We start from the raw sequence: 15,631 nt of genomic DNA, 5'->3' as shown, positions 1-15,631 counted from the left end.
CTCGAGCACGTGTGACCGTTGACACGTCGTACAGCCGCTCCCTACGGTGACAGCGCTGTCATCAGACAGTCCGAGAGAGGAGGAGTACGCCATGCCCCTGCACCGCAGAGCATTGCTGACAGGCGCCGTGAGCGCCGCCGCGGCGGGCCTGTTGGCCGGGTGCGGCGGGAAGGACCTCGACGACCTGCTCGCACAGGCCTCGGCCGTTCCCCGCAAGCCCGCCCGGCTGACCTGGTGGGTCTCCGAGATTCCCTCACGACGCGGCGGAGTGGTCGCGGACCTGATCATCCGCGCCTTCGAGCGGCGGCATCCGTTGATCACTGTCTCGAAGATCAACGCCCTGTCCACCTCGGACGGCAACCGCAGCGCGCTCACCACCCAGCTCGCCGGCGGCTCCGCCCAGCCCGACGTGTACCTGGGCGACACGACATGGCCCGCGCAGTTCGGCCACTCCTCGCTCGCGTTGCCGGTGGAGAAGCTGCTCCCGGGCGACTTCTGGGACGCCTATCCGCCCGCCCTGCGGGACAGCTCCACGTATCGGGGCAAGGTCTACGCGGTGCCGTTCTTCACCGACAGCAGCTACCTGTTCTACCGCAAGGACCTGCTCGCGAAGCACGGACTGCGCGTCCCCCGCAGCTGGGAGGAACTGCAGCACACCTCCCGCACGGTGCAGCGGACCGGTGACGTCGAGGCCGGGTTCCTCTGGCAGGCGGCGGTGACCGAGTCGCTGACGGCCAACGTCACGGAGTTCCTCGCCGACGCCGGCGCCGCCGTCCTGGACGGGCAGGGAAGGGCCGCGCTGGGCGGAGCGGCGGCGGAGCGGGCATTCTCGCTGATGGCCGGGTTCACCGCCCACGGGATCACGCCCCGCACCGTGGCCACGTACGAGGAATCCGACTCGCAGGACGCCTTCGTCAACGGACGCGGCCTGTTCCTGCGCAACTGGTCGTACGCCTGGGTCAACGCGAACACTCAGGGTGTCTCCCGCGTCGCCGGAAAGATCGGGGCCGTGCCGCGACCGGGCTTCGAGGGCACCGGCCGCTCCGGCGTCTCCTGCGCCGGCGGCTGGAGCAACTTCGTCAATCCCAGTTCACGGGAGCTGGGCGCCGCCGTGGAGTTCGCCCGGTTCTGCGCCGGGGACGAGGTGCAACGTCTCCTCGCCCGCGAGGCCGGCGTCATCCCCGCGGCGACCTCCGCGCTGAGCGGCCCCCAGGCACGCGCTGCCAAAGATCCCACAGTTCTGCGCGCCGCCGACCTGCGACTCGTGGCCCGGCCCGTCACCCCGTACTACCCACAGGTGAGCAAGGCGCTGTACACCCCTGCGAACGAGGTCGTACGCGGCGCCCTCTCCCCCGCGGCCGGCGTACGCGCCGCGGGGAAGGGCCTGCGAACAGCCCTGGAAGGAAGAGCGCTGTGAGTTCCGTACCGATGAAGGCGGCGATGACGCCGTCGAAAGGTGAGAAGAACGGCGGGTCCCCCGCAGCCCCGCGGCAGGCATCGGCGGGCGCGCCTGTGAGCTCCACCGCCCGCCGTCGTGCTCGCACCGGGTGGCTGTTCGCCTCCCCCGCCCTCCTGGTCATCGCCGCGGTGACAATCTTCCCCGTCCTGTTCTCGCTGGTGCTGTCGTTCTGCGAGGTCCGGCTCGAGTACGGCGGCCTGCGGCTCGGCTCGCCCACCGTCGCTCACTACGGGACGCTCCTGACGCACTCCGAGTGGTACCGGGCACTGGCGTTCACACTGGGATTCACGGTCGTCTCGGTCTTCGCCGAGCTGGTCCTCGGGACGCTGGTGGCGCTCGTCCTGGAACGGCTGGGAGCCGCCCGCGGCTGGATTCTCGCGCTGCTCCTGCTGCCCTGGGCGCTGATCAACGTCGTCGCCGCGCAGCTGTGGGCGTACCTGTTCAACGGGACCTACGGCGCGGTGGGCTGGCTGTGCGAGCAGTTGTTCGGGACCCAGCCCGACATCCTCGGGCAGCCGGCGCCCGCGATGGCCGCGCTGGTCGCCGTCGACGTGTGGAAGACGACGCCGTTCGTCGCCATCGTCGTGCTCGCCGGGCTGATGCTCATCCCGGGCGACGTGTACGAAGCCGCCGAGATCGACGGCGCGAACGCGTGGACCACGTTCTGGAAGGTCACCCTGCCGCAGCTGCGGCCCATCGTCGCCATCGCGGTCCTCTTCCGCATCCTCCAGGCGTTCGGCATCTTCGACCTGCCGTTCGTGCTGACGCAGGGCGGTCCGGGCACGGCCACCCAGTCGGTGGCGATCCTCGGGTACCGGATCCTCTTCCAGAACCTCGACTTCGGAGGCGGCGCCGCCGTCGCGGTCACCACGGCGGTCATCGTCATGGGCTGCTGCCTGCTGTTCCTGCGCGTCTTCCGCGCCCACGTCGACGAAGGAGGACGGGCATGAGCCGCCACATCCCGCGCACGGGCGTGCGCCGTTACCTCAATGTGGTCAATCTCGGCGGGCTGCTCATCGCCGTGTGCGCCACGCTGCCCCTGGTCTGGATGGTGTCCTCCTCACTCAAGGGGCCCAGGGAGATCAGCGCGACGCCACCCTCCCTGCTGCCGAAGCAGCCCACCCTCGACAACTACGAGACCGCGTTCACCCGCAACGGGATCGGCCACTACTTCCTCAACAGTGTCGTCGTGGCCTGCCTGTCCACCGTGCTGATCCTGTCCCTGTCGTTCTTCGCCGGATACGCCCTCGCCCGGATGCCGCTGCGCGGACGCGGGGCCGTCATGACGGCGTTGCTGATGCTGTCGGTCTTCCCGCCGATCGCCCTGCTCGTGCCCCTGTTCCTGATGGAGCGCCAGGCCGGGCTGCTCAACAGCTACCCGGGCCTGATCATTCCGTACGTGGCGCTGAATCTGCCCTTCGCGATCTGGATCATGCGCAACTACCTCAGCCGCATCCCGGGTGAGCTGGAGGAGGCCGCCGTCGTCGACGGCGCCGGTCCGCTGCGCACCGCCCTCACGGTGATCCTGCCGCTGGCCCGGCCGGGGCTGTTCACGGCCGGGGTGTTCTCCTTCACCGCGACATGGTCGGAGTTCCTGCTCGCGCTCACGTTCAACGGATCCGACGACCGTCGCACCGTCTCCGTCGGCCTCGCGCTGTTCACCAGCCAGTACCAGGTCCCGTACGGGGTGATCTTCGCCGGCGCGATGGTGGCCACCGTGCCGATCGCGCTCCTGGTGCTGATCTTCCGCCGGTCGGTCGTCTCCGGCATGACCACGGGCGCCGTGAAGGGCTGAGCAGCCCCGCACGGAGTCCTGTTCCTCGGTGACGGCCGCTTCCGGCTCCACCCTCAGCCCCACCCGTACGTCCGCCCGTCCGCACCCTGTCCCGAGCGCTCGCACGAGAGGTTCACAGATGCTCCAGCACGACTCCCCCGCCCCCTCCGCACACGATGCGCACTGGTGGCGGCAGGCCGTCGTCTACCAGGTCTACCCGCGCAGTTTCGCCGACTCGGACGGCGACGGCATCGGGGACATCCCTGGTGTCACCTCCCGTCTGCCCTACCTCGCCGACCTCGGTGTGGACGCCGTCTGGCTGAGCCCGTTCTACCCCTCGCAGCTCGCCGACGGGGGCTACGACGTCGCCGACTACCGCGACGTCGATCCCCGTCTCGGCACCCTGGAGGACTTCGACGCGATGGTCGCGGAGGCCGACCGGCTCGGTCTGCGCGTCATGGTCGACATCGTCCCCAACCACTCCTCCGACCAGCACGTCTGGTTCCAGCAGGCGCTCGCGGCCGCGCCCGGCTCGGCCGCCCGGGAGCGCTACGTCTTCCGTGACGGCCGGGGGCCGGACGGTGAACTGCCGCCCACCGACTGGCCCTCCAGCTTCGGGGGACCCGCCTGGACGCGGGTGCCGGACGGCCAGTGGTACCTGCACCTCTACGCGCCCCAACAACCCGACTTCAACTGGGACAACCCCGAGGTCCGCGAGGACTTCCACACGACCCTGCGCTTCTGGTCCGACCGGGGTGTCGCCGGTTTCCGCGTCGACGTCGCCCACGGCCTCGCCAAGGACCTCCGCGCGCCGCTGCGCGACCTGGGCGAGCAGCTCAGTTATCAGCCCGGCGCCCTGCCGCTCGACGGCAGCCATCCGCTGTGGGACCGCGACGCGGTGCACGAGATCTACCGCGGCTGGCGGCAGGTGTTCGACGCCTACGACCCGCCGCGCTTCGCCGTGGCGGAGGCCTGGGTGGGAGCCTCCCGGCGTACGGCCTACGCCTCCGCGGACGGACTCGGGCAGGCGTTCAACTTCGACTTCCTCGGCGCGCCGCTCGACGCCACCGAGATGTTCACCATCATCGACGCCGCGCTCGCCGACGCCCGCCGCGCGGGGGCGACCAGCACCTGGGTGCTCTCCAACCACGACGTGGTGCGGCACGTCTCGCGTTACGCCCTGCCCGGCGACTTCACCAAGCAGGACATCGAGGCATGGCTGCTGACCGACGGCCGGGAGCCGGAACCGGACCTGCCGAAGGGCATGCGCAAGGCGCGCGCCGCCGCGCTGCTGATGCTGGCTCTGCCGGGGTCCGCGTACGTCTATCAGGGCGAGGAACTGGGACTGCCCGAAGTCGCCGACCTGGACCGCGCGGACCTTCGGGATCCGATGTGGATGCGCAGCGACGGACGTGTCAAGGGACGCGACGGCTGCCGGGTGCCGCTGCCGTGGACCGCGGAGGGCGCGAGCTTCGGGTTCGGCCGCGGTGGCTCGTGGCTGCCCCAGCCCGCGGACTGGGGCCGGTACGCGGCCGAGACCCAGCGCTGGGACAAGGAGTCCTTCCTCGAGCTGTACCGCGAGGCCCTGCGGTTGCGCCGGACGCTGGTCACGGACGAGGGACTCGAGTGGGTCGGCCCGCGCGAGGGGGTGCGGCAGGGGCTGCTGCACTTCGCCCGCACCGGCGACTGGCACACCGTCAGCAACCTCGGTGACGAGCCCATACCGTTGCCGCGGGGTGAGGTGCTCCTCGCCTCCGGCCCGCTGACCGGTGACAAGCTCCCGCCCTGGACCACCGCATGGCTGCGGGCCACCGCACCCGGCCGCTGAGGAACGCCGGCCGGCGCCTGGCGTGGTGAGGACTGCCGTCTCACGGGCGCGTTCCGCGGCGTTGGCGCTCGGGGGCGATCCGGCCCGCGTACAGGGGCAGCTCCAGTGGCGGCTGTCCCTCCGCGAACGGGTCCCACACCCGGGTGCGGGCCCGCGGTTCCCCGGTCCCGCACCCGTCGGGCCTCCGCCAGGCCCAGTACGTCCGCCAGGACCTCTTCCGGTCCGGGTCGTCCGGCCCCCGGCGCACACGTGTCCCTCGGGGTCCACCACGACGCTGCGTCCGACGCCGCCGTCTTCGCCCGCGCCCGACGGCACGGGGTTCCCCGCAACGCGGTCGCGGCGTCCACCGTGGTCGGCATCGCCGCGATGATGGCCGGCCATCTGCTGCCGGGCGTGTTCTCGTACCTCGGGCCTCCGGGGGGCGGGCCCCGGAGCGCACGTGGTCCGGATGCCGACAGGTCAGCGGGCGTGGGCGTGGGTGGCGCGCGGGACGAACTCGGTCGGCAGGACCAGCCGTTCTCCGGCCGGATCGACCTCCTTGGCTATCCGCCGGACGAGCAGCCGTGCCGCCTGGCGCGACAGCTCGCGCAGATCGTGCCGGACCGTGGTGAGCCGGAACACTTCCCACGCGGCCATCGGGAGATCGTCGAAGCCGATGACGGTGAGGTCGTCGGGGACCCTGACACCCGCTGCCAGGGCCGCGTTCAGGACACCGATCGCGACGACGTCGTTGCCGCAGAACACCGCTGTGGGCGCCCGCGCGGACTCGGACAGGACGCGCAGGGCCTGGTAGCCCGTGTCGTACTCGAACGCTCCGCGCACCACCCGGTCCTCCGGCAGCCCCACTCCCGCCTCGGCGAGAGCCAGCCGGAAGCCCATTTCCCGCTCGCGCCCCGTGGTGGTGTTGGCCGCGCCGAAGACGCCGGCGATGTGCCGGTGTCCGAGGGCCACGAGTTCCCGGGCCACGAGCCGCCCGCCGCCCTCGTTGTCGACGACGGAGGCGAAGTCGCCGGCCCGGCCGGTGTCGCGGTTGAGGAAGACGTAGGGCATACCGCGCCGCTCCAGTTGGGCGGGCAGGCGGGAGTCGGTGGTGGCTGTCGCAAGGACGACGCCGTCCATCGACTGGTCCAGCAACTTCTCTTCGGCGACCGCCTCGTCGGACCGCTCCGTGATCAGCATCATGCGGTAGCCGAGGCTGCTCAGTTCGTCGTGGAGCGGCGCGATGACGTGCGGGTAGAACGGGTTCGTCAGGTCGGTGACGATGACGCCCACCCGCCGGGTGGCACGCGTCGAAAGGGTGCGCCCGGCCTCACTCGGCACGTAGTTCAGCGCCTGGGCGGCGCGCCTGACCTTCGCGCGGGTGGCCTCGGACACACGGGGGTCGTCGCGCAACGCGCGGGAGACCGTGGCCTGCGACACCCCGGCCAGTCTGGCCACGTCGTGACTGGTGATCCCCATCGACTCTCCTCGTCACCACCGGCGCCCCCGATGGCGCACCCAGATCAGTATACGTATGCCTCGATCCGCCCACTGGATCGCGCGGGCGCCCACTGCCCCGACAGCGGACATGAACGGGGCCGACTTTCCACGCACCTTCACCCTCCCCCTTGACATCCCTCCCTTCACCGCCTGTCATGGAATACATACGTATTCACAACCAGGGAGCTGCCATGCCCGATGTCGTCGTGACCCCCCACGAGCTGGCCCGCCGCACGGTGCGCCGCAGCGACTTCGTCTCCTGCAACCAGGCCTTCATCGACTGCCGCACGCCCGGTTCGGACCGGAAGGAGAACTACGCGATGATCGGGCCGGGCGTCTCGCAGGCGGCCGGCCAGCACGTCAACCTCCGCCTGCCCCACGGCTACAACATCGGCGCCGCCGCCATGCCGCACGGCATCACCAACAACCTGCACCTCCACTACACGGCCGAGGTGTTCATCTGCACCGAGGGCGAGTACCTGCTGCGCTGGGGCGTCGACGGCACCGAGGGCGAGCTCGAACTCAGGGCCGGCGACATCGCCTCCATCCCGACCTGGATCTTCCGCGGCTTCACCAACACCGGCCCGGACAACGGCTGGCTGTTCACCGTGCTCGGCATGGACGACACCGGCGGCATCATCTGGGGCCCCTCGGTCCTGCGTGAGGCGCAGAAGCACGGCCTGTACCTCACCGCCGACAACGAGCTCGTCGACACCGTCACCGGCGACACCGTCCCGCCGGAGTCCGAGCTGATCAGCCCCCTGGCCCAGGAGCACCTCGACCGGCTGCGGCGCTACACCCCCGACGAGATGAAGCGCCGCATCGCCGCCGCGGACGAGCTCGTCTTCTCCGAGCGCCCCTTCCTCGACAGCACCCTTCCCGGCGGTGGAGCCCGGCTGAGCTGCGTCATCGGGTACGGCATGACCGAGGACCCGCACCAGGAACCCCGCGTCTTCAATCCGCACGGTCACAACGTCGCCTGGCTCCGCGCCGACCCCGGGCAGGGCGTCTCGTCGCACCGCCAGCACGAGACCCAGACGCTGATCGTGAAGGACGGCCTGTGGGAGATCACCCTCAACCGCACCGACCCCCTTTCGGTGCGCCTCGGCCCCCGCGACATGCTCTCCGTCCCGCAGGACGCCTGGCGCACCGTGCGCAACGTCGGTACCGAGCAGGGCGACCTCCTCGTGGTCAACTCCGGTGACGGACGTGTCCGGCTGGAGTGGGACGACGAGGTCCTCAAGAGCGCGGCGGACGCCGGTCTGGGTATCGACCACAACGGATACGTCGCCCCTTACGCGCTGCTGCCCCGCTCCGCGCGCCCCTGGTGACCGGCGTGCCGCACCAGGACCCGTCCGGTCCGCTGCCACTCGTCGTGGTGCCCGGGATGCTCTGCGACGCGAGGCTGTGGCAGGACGTCGACTTCCCCGAGGGCCACGACGTGCACCACGTACAGCTGCGGCGGGCGGACATCGGGGCGCTCGCCGAGGACGTACTCGAGACGGTCGTCGGCCCGTTCCTGCTCGTCGGGCTCAGTCTGGGAGCCATCGTCGGGTTCGAGGTTCTGCGCCGGGCACCCGGCCGCGTCGCCGGCCTGTGCGTGATGTCGACCAACGCCGGCGCGCCGCGCCCCGAGCAGTACGCGGCCTGGCGGGAGATGGACGAGTCGATCGCGGCAGGCCGGTTCACGCACGTCGTCGAGCGAACACTGCCGGACATGTTCCCCGACCGGGAACCGACGCCCGGGGCCGCGCGGCGCTACCGGAGCATGGCGCATGCCGTGGGCGCCACCGCCGCCCGCGCCCAGCTCGCCGCCCAGGCGACGCGCACGGACGCGACCGGCGTACTCCGTACGGTCCGCTGCCCGACCCTCGTGCTGGCCGGCGAGCGGGACCCACTGTGCCCGCCCGCGTTCCACCGGACGATCGCACGAGCGATCCCGGGGGCCGGCCTGACCCTGCTGCGCGACTCGGGGCACCTGGTGCCGTGGCAACGGCCCGAGGCGGTGACGGCCGCGCTGCGCGAACTGGTCGCGGCCGCCACCGGCACGACACCTGCCGGCGCCCCGGACGCCGGCTCGTAGCCCCACCCTCACCTCACCCCTGCCTCACCCGACTGGAAGAGAGCCGTCATGCCTCGACACCTCAAGTCCCCGGTACCCGCCGCGCAGGTCACAGCGGCCCGGGCGGATGTCGCCGAGCGCGTCCACGTCATCCTCGACGACATCCGCCGGCGCGGCGACGACGCGGTGCGCCAGTACTCCGAGAAGTTCGACGACTGGAGTCCCGAGTCGTTCCGCCTGGCTCCCGACGAGATCCGGCGGATCGTCTCCCAGGTGTCCGACACGGTCCTGGACGACATCCGCTTCGTGCAACGGCAGGTCCGCACGTTCGCGCAGGCCCAGCGTGACGCGCTGGGTGATGTCGAGATCGAGACGCTGCCCGGCGTCCACCTCGGCCACCGGCACGTTCCCGTGGCGGGCGCCGGCGCGTACGTGCCCGGAGGGCGCTACCCGCTCACCGCGTCGGCCCACATGACGATCGTGACCGCCAAGGTCGCGGGTGTTCCCCGCGTGGCCGCCTGCACCCCGCCCATCCGGGGGGAGATCCCCGCCGCGACGGTCGCGGCCATGCACCTCGCGGGCGCCGACGAGATCTACCTGCTGGGCGGTGTCCAGGCGATCGCGGCGCTGGCCCTGGGAACCGAGACCATCGAGCGTGTCCCGATGCTCGCCGGCCCGGGCAACGCGTACGTGGCGGAGGCCAAGCGGCAACTGTTCGGCGAGGTCGGCATCGACCTGTTCGCCGGGCCGACCGAGATCCTGGTGCTCGCCGACGAGCACGCGGACCCGTTCGTGGTGGCCGTCGACCTGCTGTCCCAGGCGGAGCACGGCCCGGACTCCCCCGCCGTCCTGGTCACGACCTCCGAGGAGCTGGGCCACGAGGTGGAGCGGCACATCGAGCGCCTGCTGCCCGGCATGCCCACCCGGGACTTCGCCGCACCGGCCTGGCGCGACCACGGTGAGATCGTGGTGGCCGACACCCTCGACGAGGCCTTCCGGATCGCCGACTCCTACGCGAGCGAGCATGTGGAGGTGCTGACCGAGAACCCGCGCCAGGCGCTGGAGAAGATGCGGGACTACGGTGCGCTCTTCCTGGGCGAAGGCACCTGCGTCTCCTACGGCGACAAGGTCATCGGTACCAACCACGTCCTGCCCACCCGCGGTGCCGCCCGCTACACCGGTGGTCTGTGGGTCGGCAAGTACCTGAAGACGGTGACCTACCAGGAAGTCACCGACACCGCCTCCTCGGCGCTGCTCGGCGAGGTGTGCGGGCGCGCCGCACGCGTCGAGCTCTTCGAGGGCCACGCCCGCTCCGGCGACGTCCGCGCCGCCAAGTACGGCAAGGGCACCCTGCCCTGGAACGCGGAGGGCGTCGCGTGAGCGCCGGTATCGCGGTGCCGGCCGGTCCCGCCACTCCGCTGACCGGGCGTACCGCCCTCGTCACCGGCGGGGGCGGCGGTCTCGGCCGGGCCATCGCGGGGGCCCTGGTCGCCGACGGTGCGCGGGTGGTGATCACCGGCCGCGACGAGGTCCGGCTCAAGGAGACGGCGTCCCGGCTCGGTCCGAACGTCGCGCACCGCGTCTGTGACGTCTCCCGTCCCGAGGAGGTCGGATCACTCGTGCGCGGTCTGGCCGACGAGGAGATCTCGATCCTGGTCAACAACGCCGGGATCGCCGGCCCGGTGGCACCGCTGACCGAGATCACCGCGCGGGACTGGGACGAGGTCTTCGACGTGAACGTGCGCGGGGTCTTCCTGATGTGCCGTGCCTTCCTGCCCGCCATGGCCGGGCGGGGCGCGGGCGACATCGTGAACATCGCCTCGGTGTCGGGCAAGCGCCCGCTGGCGCGGCGCACCCCCTACTGCGCGTCGAAGATGGCGGTCATCGGCCTCACGACGACCCTGGCCGCGGAGGCCGGGCCGCTGGGCGTCATGGTGAACTCCCTCTCCCCCGGACCCGTTGCGGGCCCACGCATGGAGCGCAACTTCCGCCTGGAGGCGGAGCGCACGGGCGGCTCGTACGCCCAGGCCGAACAGGCCTTCGTGTCCCGCTCCGCCCTGGGCCGGATGGTCACCGAGGAGGAGGTGGGCGAGGCCGTCGTCGCGATGCTGCGCATGCGTGGTCTGTGCGGCGCCGACATCGACCTCTCGGCCGGGATGGTGGCCCGGTGACCGCGCGCGGCACGTCGCGCCGCACCCTCAAACAGCGCCTGGCGGACGGCGAGCGGTTGCGGGGCGCCCTGCTGCGGCTGCCCTCGGAGACGCTGGTCGAGATGGCGGGGGTGGCGGGACTCGACTACGTCGTCATCGACTGCGAGCACGGGCCCGCCGACACGGCACTGCTCCAGCATCACCTCACGGCCGCGGCGGCGTACGGGATCGACGTCCTGGTCCGCGTGGGTTCGGCCGAGCCGGCACTGGCGCTGCGCTGCCTCGACATGGGCGCCGCCGGACTGATCCACCCGCATGTGAACAGCGCCGAGGACGCCCGGCGGGCGGTGGCCGCAAGCCACTACCCCCCGTGGGGAGAGCGGGGTTTCGCCACCTACAGCAGAGCGGGCCGGTTCGGCACGGTGACGGCGGCCGACCATGTGGCCGCGTCCCGCGAGGCCCTGGTCGTGACGATGGTGGAGACCCGGCGGGCCTGCGAGGACGCCGACGCCATCGCCGGCACCGAGGGAGTGGACGCGGTCCTGGTGGGCCCGGCCGACCTGGCCGCGGACTGTGGCTTCCCGGAGCCCGGCGTCGTCGACGCCCTGATCAACCGGGCCCACGACGCGACGCGGGCGCGCAGGCGCGCGGTGATGACCATCGTGCCGAGTCTCCAGGCCGCCCGGGCCGCCGAGCGCGAGGGCGCCCGGCTGATCGTCTACAACATGGCTCATGTGCTCATGGACACCATGCGTTCCCTGAGCGCGTCCGGGACGGCGGACGCGGTCGGCCCTCCCGCCTGACGGCTCGACCGACCACCGCCGCCGAGGATCCGGCCGACCGTCCCAGGAGCGTCGCGTGCCCCCCTGCCGACGGTGTCGGTGCGCTCCCCGCCGTCGCGTTCTGGGGTGTGCCGCTCCGTGCGGACAAGGCCTTGACGCCCCACACCGGGATCCTTAGTGTTCACCACCAGTTCATACGTATGCACACCCCTCATCCCCCCTGCGTGATCGGAGACGTCATGTCCGCCGCAGCGCCACCCGGCCAGGCGGTCGGCTCCCCCCAGGCCGACCAGGACAAACGGAAAGCCATACGCCGAGCGATCGGCGCCGGCAGCATCGGCAACTTCGTCGAGCAGTTCGACTACGGCCTCTACGGCTACCTGGCACCCGTCATGGCCCCGGCGTTCTTCCCCGAGAGCGACCGGACCGTGGCAGTGCTGGGCACGTACGCGATCATCGCCGTCGCCTGCCTGTTCCGCCCGCTCGGCGGCACCCTCGTGGGCCGCTGGGGCGACCGGGTCGGCCGCAGGAAGACGCTCCTGTGGACCATCGTCGCCATGGGCGTGGCCAGCGCCCTGATCGGGGTCCTGCCCACCTACCAGGCCATCGGCATCGGTGCGCCGATCCTGCTCCTGCTGCTCCGTGTCGTCCAGGGTGCGGTCTCGGGCGGCGAATACGTCGGAGCCGTCGCGTTCATCGTGGAGTGGGCCGAGCCGAACCGCCGGGCCTACTACACCTCGTACGCCTCCAACAGCTGCTTCGTCGGCACCCTCGCGGGCGCCGGTACGGCGGCCCTGACCAGCTGGGTGTTCGAGGGCGAGGCACTCGACTCGTACGGCTGGCGGCTTCCCTTCCTGCTGGCGATCCCGCTCAGCCTGGTCGGGATATGGCTGCGCCGTCACATCGAGGAGACTCCGGAGTTCGTCCGCGCGACCGAAGAGGGCACCGATGTCGTCAGGGCACCGGTCCGTGAGGCGCTGCGCTCGCAGTGGCGGCCGATCCTGGTCTTCTGCGGAATTTCGATCATGCTCGCGATCCTGTCCTACAGCTGGGTCACGTTCTATCCGCAGTACCTGACCGACACGCTCGGCCTGCCGCGCTGGATGGGCCTGGCCTCGAACGCCATCTCCATCGCGGTCCTCATCCCGACCCTTCCGCTGGCCGGCATGCTGTCCGACCGCATCGGCCGCAAGCCGATGCTGGTCACCGGCGCCATCGGGTGCATCGTCCTGGTCCCGCTCGCCTTCCGGGTCGGCGAGCAAGGTACCTTCGAGGCGGCCGTGGTCAGCCAGCTCATCTACCTCGTGCCGGAGTTCTTCCTCACGGGCATCGTCACCGTCTGCGCGGCGGAGCTCTTCTCCACCCGGACCAGGTTCAGTGCCAGCGCCATCGCGTACAACAGCTCCTTCTCCATCTTCATGGGCATCACTCCGTTCGTCGCGACACTGCTGGTCAGCACCTTCGGCACCATCTACGCCGTCTGGGTCTACCTGGCCGTGGGCGCCCTCCTGGCCCTGGTCGTCGTGAGCGCCTTCATGACGGAGACGTACCGGAGCCAACTGGGCGCGGACAAGTTCACCCGATAGCGCGGCGGGGAACCGGACATCGACGGCCCGGCGGCGACCTCACCGGACACCTCCCCGAACCATCCTTCTACATACGCATTCACACCAGCACAGGAACGGAAGCACCATGCCCCTGGATCCCGTCGCATACCTGCCCTACAAGGACCCGGACGACTTCATCCGCGAGGTGACCGACCGTATCTGGGTCGACCGCGACATCGCGCACATCGTCGACAACTACGAGCCCGACTCGATCGTGCACACCAGCCTCGGCACCGTCGTCGGCCGTGAGGGTGTCATCGAGGGCAGCACCATCCGTATGGGCACCGCACCGGGCCACGTGGGCCAGGCGGAGGACGTGGTGTGGGAGGCGCGCGGCGACGACGCCTTCCTCAGTTCCCACCTGGTCTTCTCCGCGGACGAGCACCTCGTGGACGGCCGCAACGTCCGCGTCCGCAAGCGCACGGTGGCCAACTGCCTGTACCGACGCGGCCGGATGGTCGAGGAGTGGGTGGTGCGCGACGAGCTGGCCGACTGCCTGCAACTCGGCCTGGACCCGGCCGAGGCGGCTCGCGGGCTGACCTTCCAGGGATACAGCGGCTCCATGCTCGAGGAGCCGCCGAAGGACGTGCTGGTGAGCGGGGTCAGCGGGGCCCGACCGGACGAGTACCGGCCCGAGTGCGAGATGGTGCTCGAGTTCATCGACGACGTGTGGACGCGGCGCCGACTGCACAGGGTCAACGACTTCATGGTGCGCGACCTGTTCCTGCACACGATCGGCGACCGGACCGTCATCCGCCCCGAGCGCTACCAGAGCGACCTCCTCGCCATGGTCGCGCCCTTCCCTGACGCACGCTTCTCCGTCCGGGACATCCAGACGAACCACTCCCCGCGGTACGCGGGCCTGCGGGTGGCCGTCCTCTGGACCATGCACGGCACGTACCGCGGCGCCCCCGTCTTCGGCCCCCTCACCGGCCGGCCGGTGACGGTGCTCGGCGTGTCGCAGTTCCTGATCCAGGAGGGCCGCATCGTGAAGGAGGTCCGCGTCTACGACGAGATCTCGCTGCGTGCGCAGATCGATGCGGCACGCGAGGACGCCCCACAGGTGGAGGCCAACATCTACTGATCCTCCGCTGATCCCGGCGGGCCCGGCACCGCGCCCAGGTGCCGGGCCCGCCGGGGCGCGGCGCCCGGCTCGGAGCGGGCCACCGCAGGGGCGTCGGGATCACGAGATGAGCCCATGGCCGCCCTCGGCCCTGCCCGATCCGGCGTGGCCCGAGGCGGTGCAGGAACCGGGCGAATGATCCAGGTCGGGGACGCGGTAGGAGACGAACAACCTCACGCCCGCGCACCGGTTGGGCCCGACCCCGCCGTTGTCTCCTCCGGGTCCGCGCGAGCCGACCCGCAACTCAGGTCACGGCGGCCCGGTGGGGGCGTCATTGACGTGGCCACTCCCGGCGTCGGAATGCGAAGGAGACCGGCATGAGTCGTTCGCCGCAGCACGAGGAGTATCGAGTCGGCGCCGTTGTTCGACTTCGGTGAGCGAGCCACCTACAAGGCACTCACCGGGCGCACCGCCCAGATCATGCACGTCGAGATGAAGGCAGGGGTGATCTTTCCCGACCAGCAGGATCCCAACGAGCCGGAGATTCACCCCCCCACGAGCAGATCTCGACCATCATTTCGGGACGCATGAAGATCGTCGTCGACGGTGACGAGCGCCTCCTCGGTGCCGGGGAGTCGATCGCGATCCCCCCGAACGCGCCGCACACGGCCGAGTTCCTCGAGGACACGGTGATGCTCGAGGTGTTCATCCCGCCGATCATGTGACGGCTGCGCGGCCGGGACCCCGCCGCGTCGGCGGCACCTCACCAGTGCCGGCCACCCTGCTGAAGCAGTTCACCGAGAGCGAGATGCCGAAGATGAAGAACCCGGCGGGGGCCGACGAGACGGATCGCACGCGGCCCGCGTGCGATGAGACCCTCGTGCGCGAAGTCCCTGAGGGTTCTGGCGACGACCTCCCGCACCGGTCCCACCGCCCGGGCGACTTCGTCCTGCGTGGCGTGGACGACGAGTCCGGCCTCGTCGCGCGTGCACAGTTCGAGAAGGTGGTACGCCCCGCGCGGCGGCATCCGCTGGTACACGGCAACGGGACCAGGCCCGCCCTGTGGGACTGCAACACCGGAGGCAACCAGCTCCGGACCTCCACGACCACCAACCAGCTCACCGTCTACGACTCCGAGTGCCTGGAGGTCACCGGCGGGGCCACCGCCGACGGGAGCCCGGTCGACATCGACGACTGCGACGGCACCCCCGCCCAGGCCTGGCGGGTCCGCGCCGACGGCAGCGTGGTCGACGTCGCCTCCGGCAAGTGCCTGGACGCGGTCGGCCAGGGCACGGCCCACAACACCGCCCTGGACATCTGGCCCTGCAGCGGCGGATCGGACCAGCGCTGGCGGCGCACCTGACCCGCCCGGAGGCGAGCGCACTCCACCGGGGCCGCCGCCACGACGGCGGCGACCCCGGTCCCCC

The 15,631-nt window shown here is 71.2% G+C and carries 15 protein-coding genes; 13 read left to right on the top strand and 2 right to left on the bottom strand.

Annotated features, from left to right (window positions below):
* Positions 1 to 91 precede the first annotated feature (91 nt).
* The 4 genes from QFZ64_RS30735 to QFZ64_RS30720 all read left to right on the top strand — a co-directional run bounded on the left by QFZ64_RS30735 (position 92) and on the right by QFZ64_RS30720 (position 5,061).
* Entirely contained in the window at positions 92 to 1,417 is a 1,326-nt protein-coding gene (locus tag QFZ64_RS30735) for an extracellular solute-binding protein (RefSeq protein ID WP_307070731.1), read from the top strand.
* A complete protein-coding gene (locus QFZ64_RS30730; RefSeq protein ID WP_307070730.1) occupies positions 1,414 to 2,409 on the top strand; it encodes a carbohydrate ABC transporter permease in 996 nt (331 codons plus the stop codon). The genes QFZ64_RS30735 and QFZ64_RS30730 overlap by 4 nt, the downstream gene beginning before the upstream one ends.
* Positions 2,406 to 3,254, top strand: a complete 849-nt coding sequence (locus QFZ64_RS30725; protein ID WP_307070729.1) for a carbohydrate ABC transporter permease — start codon at positions 2,406 to 2,408, stop codon at positions 3,252 to 3,254. Before QFZ64_RS30730 ends, QFZ64_RS30725 begins: the two co-directional genes overlap by 4 nt.
* 118 nt (positions 3,255 to 3,372) lie before the next feature.
* Entirely contained in the window at positions 3,373 to 5,061 is a 1,689-nt protein-coding gene (locus tag QFZ64_RS30720) for a glycoside hydrolase family 13 protein (RefSeq protein WP_307070728.1), read from the top strand.
* A gap of 459 nt (positions 5,062 to 5,520) precedes the next feature.
* Here QFZ64_RS30720 and QFZ64_RS30715 read toward each other — a convergent pair whose 3' ends face one another.
* Entirely contained in the window at positions 5,521 to 6,519 is a 999-nt protein-coding gene (locus QFZ64_RS30715) for a LacI family DNA-binding transcriptional regulator (protein WP_307070727.1), read from the bottom strand.
* Positions 6,520 to 6,731: 212 nt separating this feature from the next.
* Between QFZ64_RS30715 and QFZ64_RS30710 the strand changes: the two genes are divergently transcribed.
* From QFZ64_RS30710 to QFZ64_RS30675, 8 genes are all read left to right on the top strand, one after another.
* Positions 6,732 to 7,871 carry a cupin domain-containing protein gene (locus QFZ64_RS30710; RefSeq protein WP_307070726.1) on the top strand — a complete coding sequence of 380 codons (1,140 nt, stop codon included), beginning with the start codon at positions 6,732 to 6,734 and terminating at the stop codon, positions 7,869 to 7,871.
* Between the two features lie 5 nt (positions 7,872 to 7,876).
* Positions 7,877 to 8,623 carry an alpha/beta fold hydrolase gene (locus QFZ64_RS30705; RefSeq protein WP_307070725.1) on the top strand — a complete coding sequence of 249 codons (747 nt, stop codon included), beginning with the start codon at positions 7,877 to 7,879 and terminating at the stop codon, positions 8,621 to 8,623.
* Positions 8,624 to 8,671: 48 nt separating this feature from the next.
* On the top strand, positions 8,672 to 9,982 hold the full coding sequence (hisD, locus tag QFZ64_RS30700; RefSeq protein ID WP_307070724.1) for a histidinol dehydrogenase: 1,311 nt from the start codon (positions 8,672 to 8,674) through the stop codon (positions 9,980 to 9,982).
* A complete protein-coding gene (locus tag QFZ64_RS30695) occupies positions 9,979 to 10,773 on the top strand; it encodes an SDR family NAD(P)-dependent oxidoreductase (protein ID WP_307070723.1) in 795 nt (264 codons plus the stop codon). The genes hisD and QFZ64_RS30695 overlap by 4 nt, the downstream gene beginning before the upstream one ends.
* Complete coding sequence (locus QFZ64_RS30690) at positions 10,770 to 11,555, top strand: HpcH/HpaI aldolase/citrate lyase family protein (protein WP_307070722.1); 786 nt, start codon at positions 10,770 to 10,772, stop codon at positions 11,553 to 11,555. The genes QFZ64_RS30695 and QFZ64_RS30690 overlap by 4 nt, the downstream gene beginning before the upstream one ends.
* 218 nt (positions 11,556 to 11,773) lie before the next feature.
* Positions 11,774 to 13,120: an MFS transporter gene (locus tag QFZ64_RS30685; protein WP_307070721.1), complete on the top strand. Its 1,347-nt coding sequence runs from the start codon at positions 11,774 to 11,776 to the stop codon at positions 13,118 to 13,120.
* Between the two features lie 106 nt (positions 13,121 to 13,226).
* Positions 13,227 to 14,225: an ester cyclase gene (locus tag QFZ64_RS30680; protein WP_307070720.1), complete on the top strand. Its 999-nt coding sequence runs from the start codon at positions 13,227 to 13,229 to the stop codon at positions 14,223 to 14,225.
* 542 nt (positions 14,226 to 14,767) lie between these two features.
* Entirely contained in the window at positions 14,768 to 14,929 is a 162-nt protein-coding gene (locus tag QFZ64_RS30675) for a cupin domain-containing protein (protein WP_307071924.1), read from the top strand.
* A gap of 38 nt (positions 14,930 to 14,967) precedes the next feature.
* On the opposite strand, the gene QFZ64_RS35470 is transcribed toward QFZ64_RS30675, so the two are convergent.
* On the bottom strand, positions 14,968 to 15,231 hold the full coding sequence (locus tag QFZ64_RS35470) for a helix-turn-helix domain-containing protein (protein WP_373430690.1): 264 nt from the start codon (positions 15,229 to 15,231) through the stop codon (positions 14,968 to 14,970).
* On the opposite strand from QFZ64_RS35470, the gene QFZ64_RS30670 reads away from it, so the two are divergent.
* Entirely contained in the window at positions 15,163 to 15,567 is a 405-nt protein-coding gene (locus tag QFZ64_RS30670; protein ID WP_373430689.1) for a ricin-type beta-trefoil lectin domain protein, read from the top strand. The two genes, QFZ64_RS35470 and QFZ64_RS30670, sit on opposite strands and share 69 nt — an antisense overlap.
* The last annotated feature ends 64 nt before the right edge of the window (positions 15,568 to 15,631 follow it).

The sequence above is a fragment of the Streptomyces sp. B3I8 genome (genome assembly GCF_030816915.1).
Classification (GTDB): Bacteria; Actinomycetota; Actinomycetes; order Streptomycetales; family Streptomycetaceae; genus Streptomyces.
This window is presented reverse-complemented; position numbering and strand designations above follow the sequence as displayed.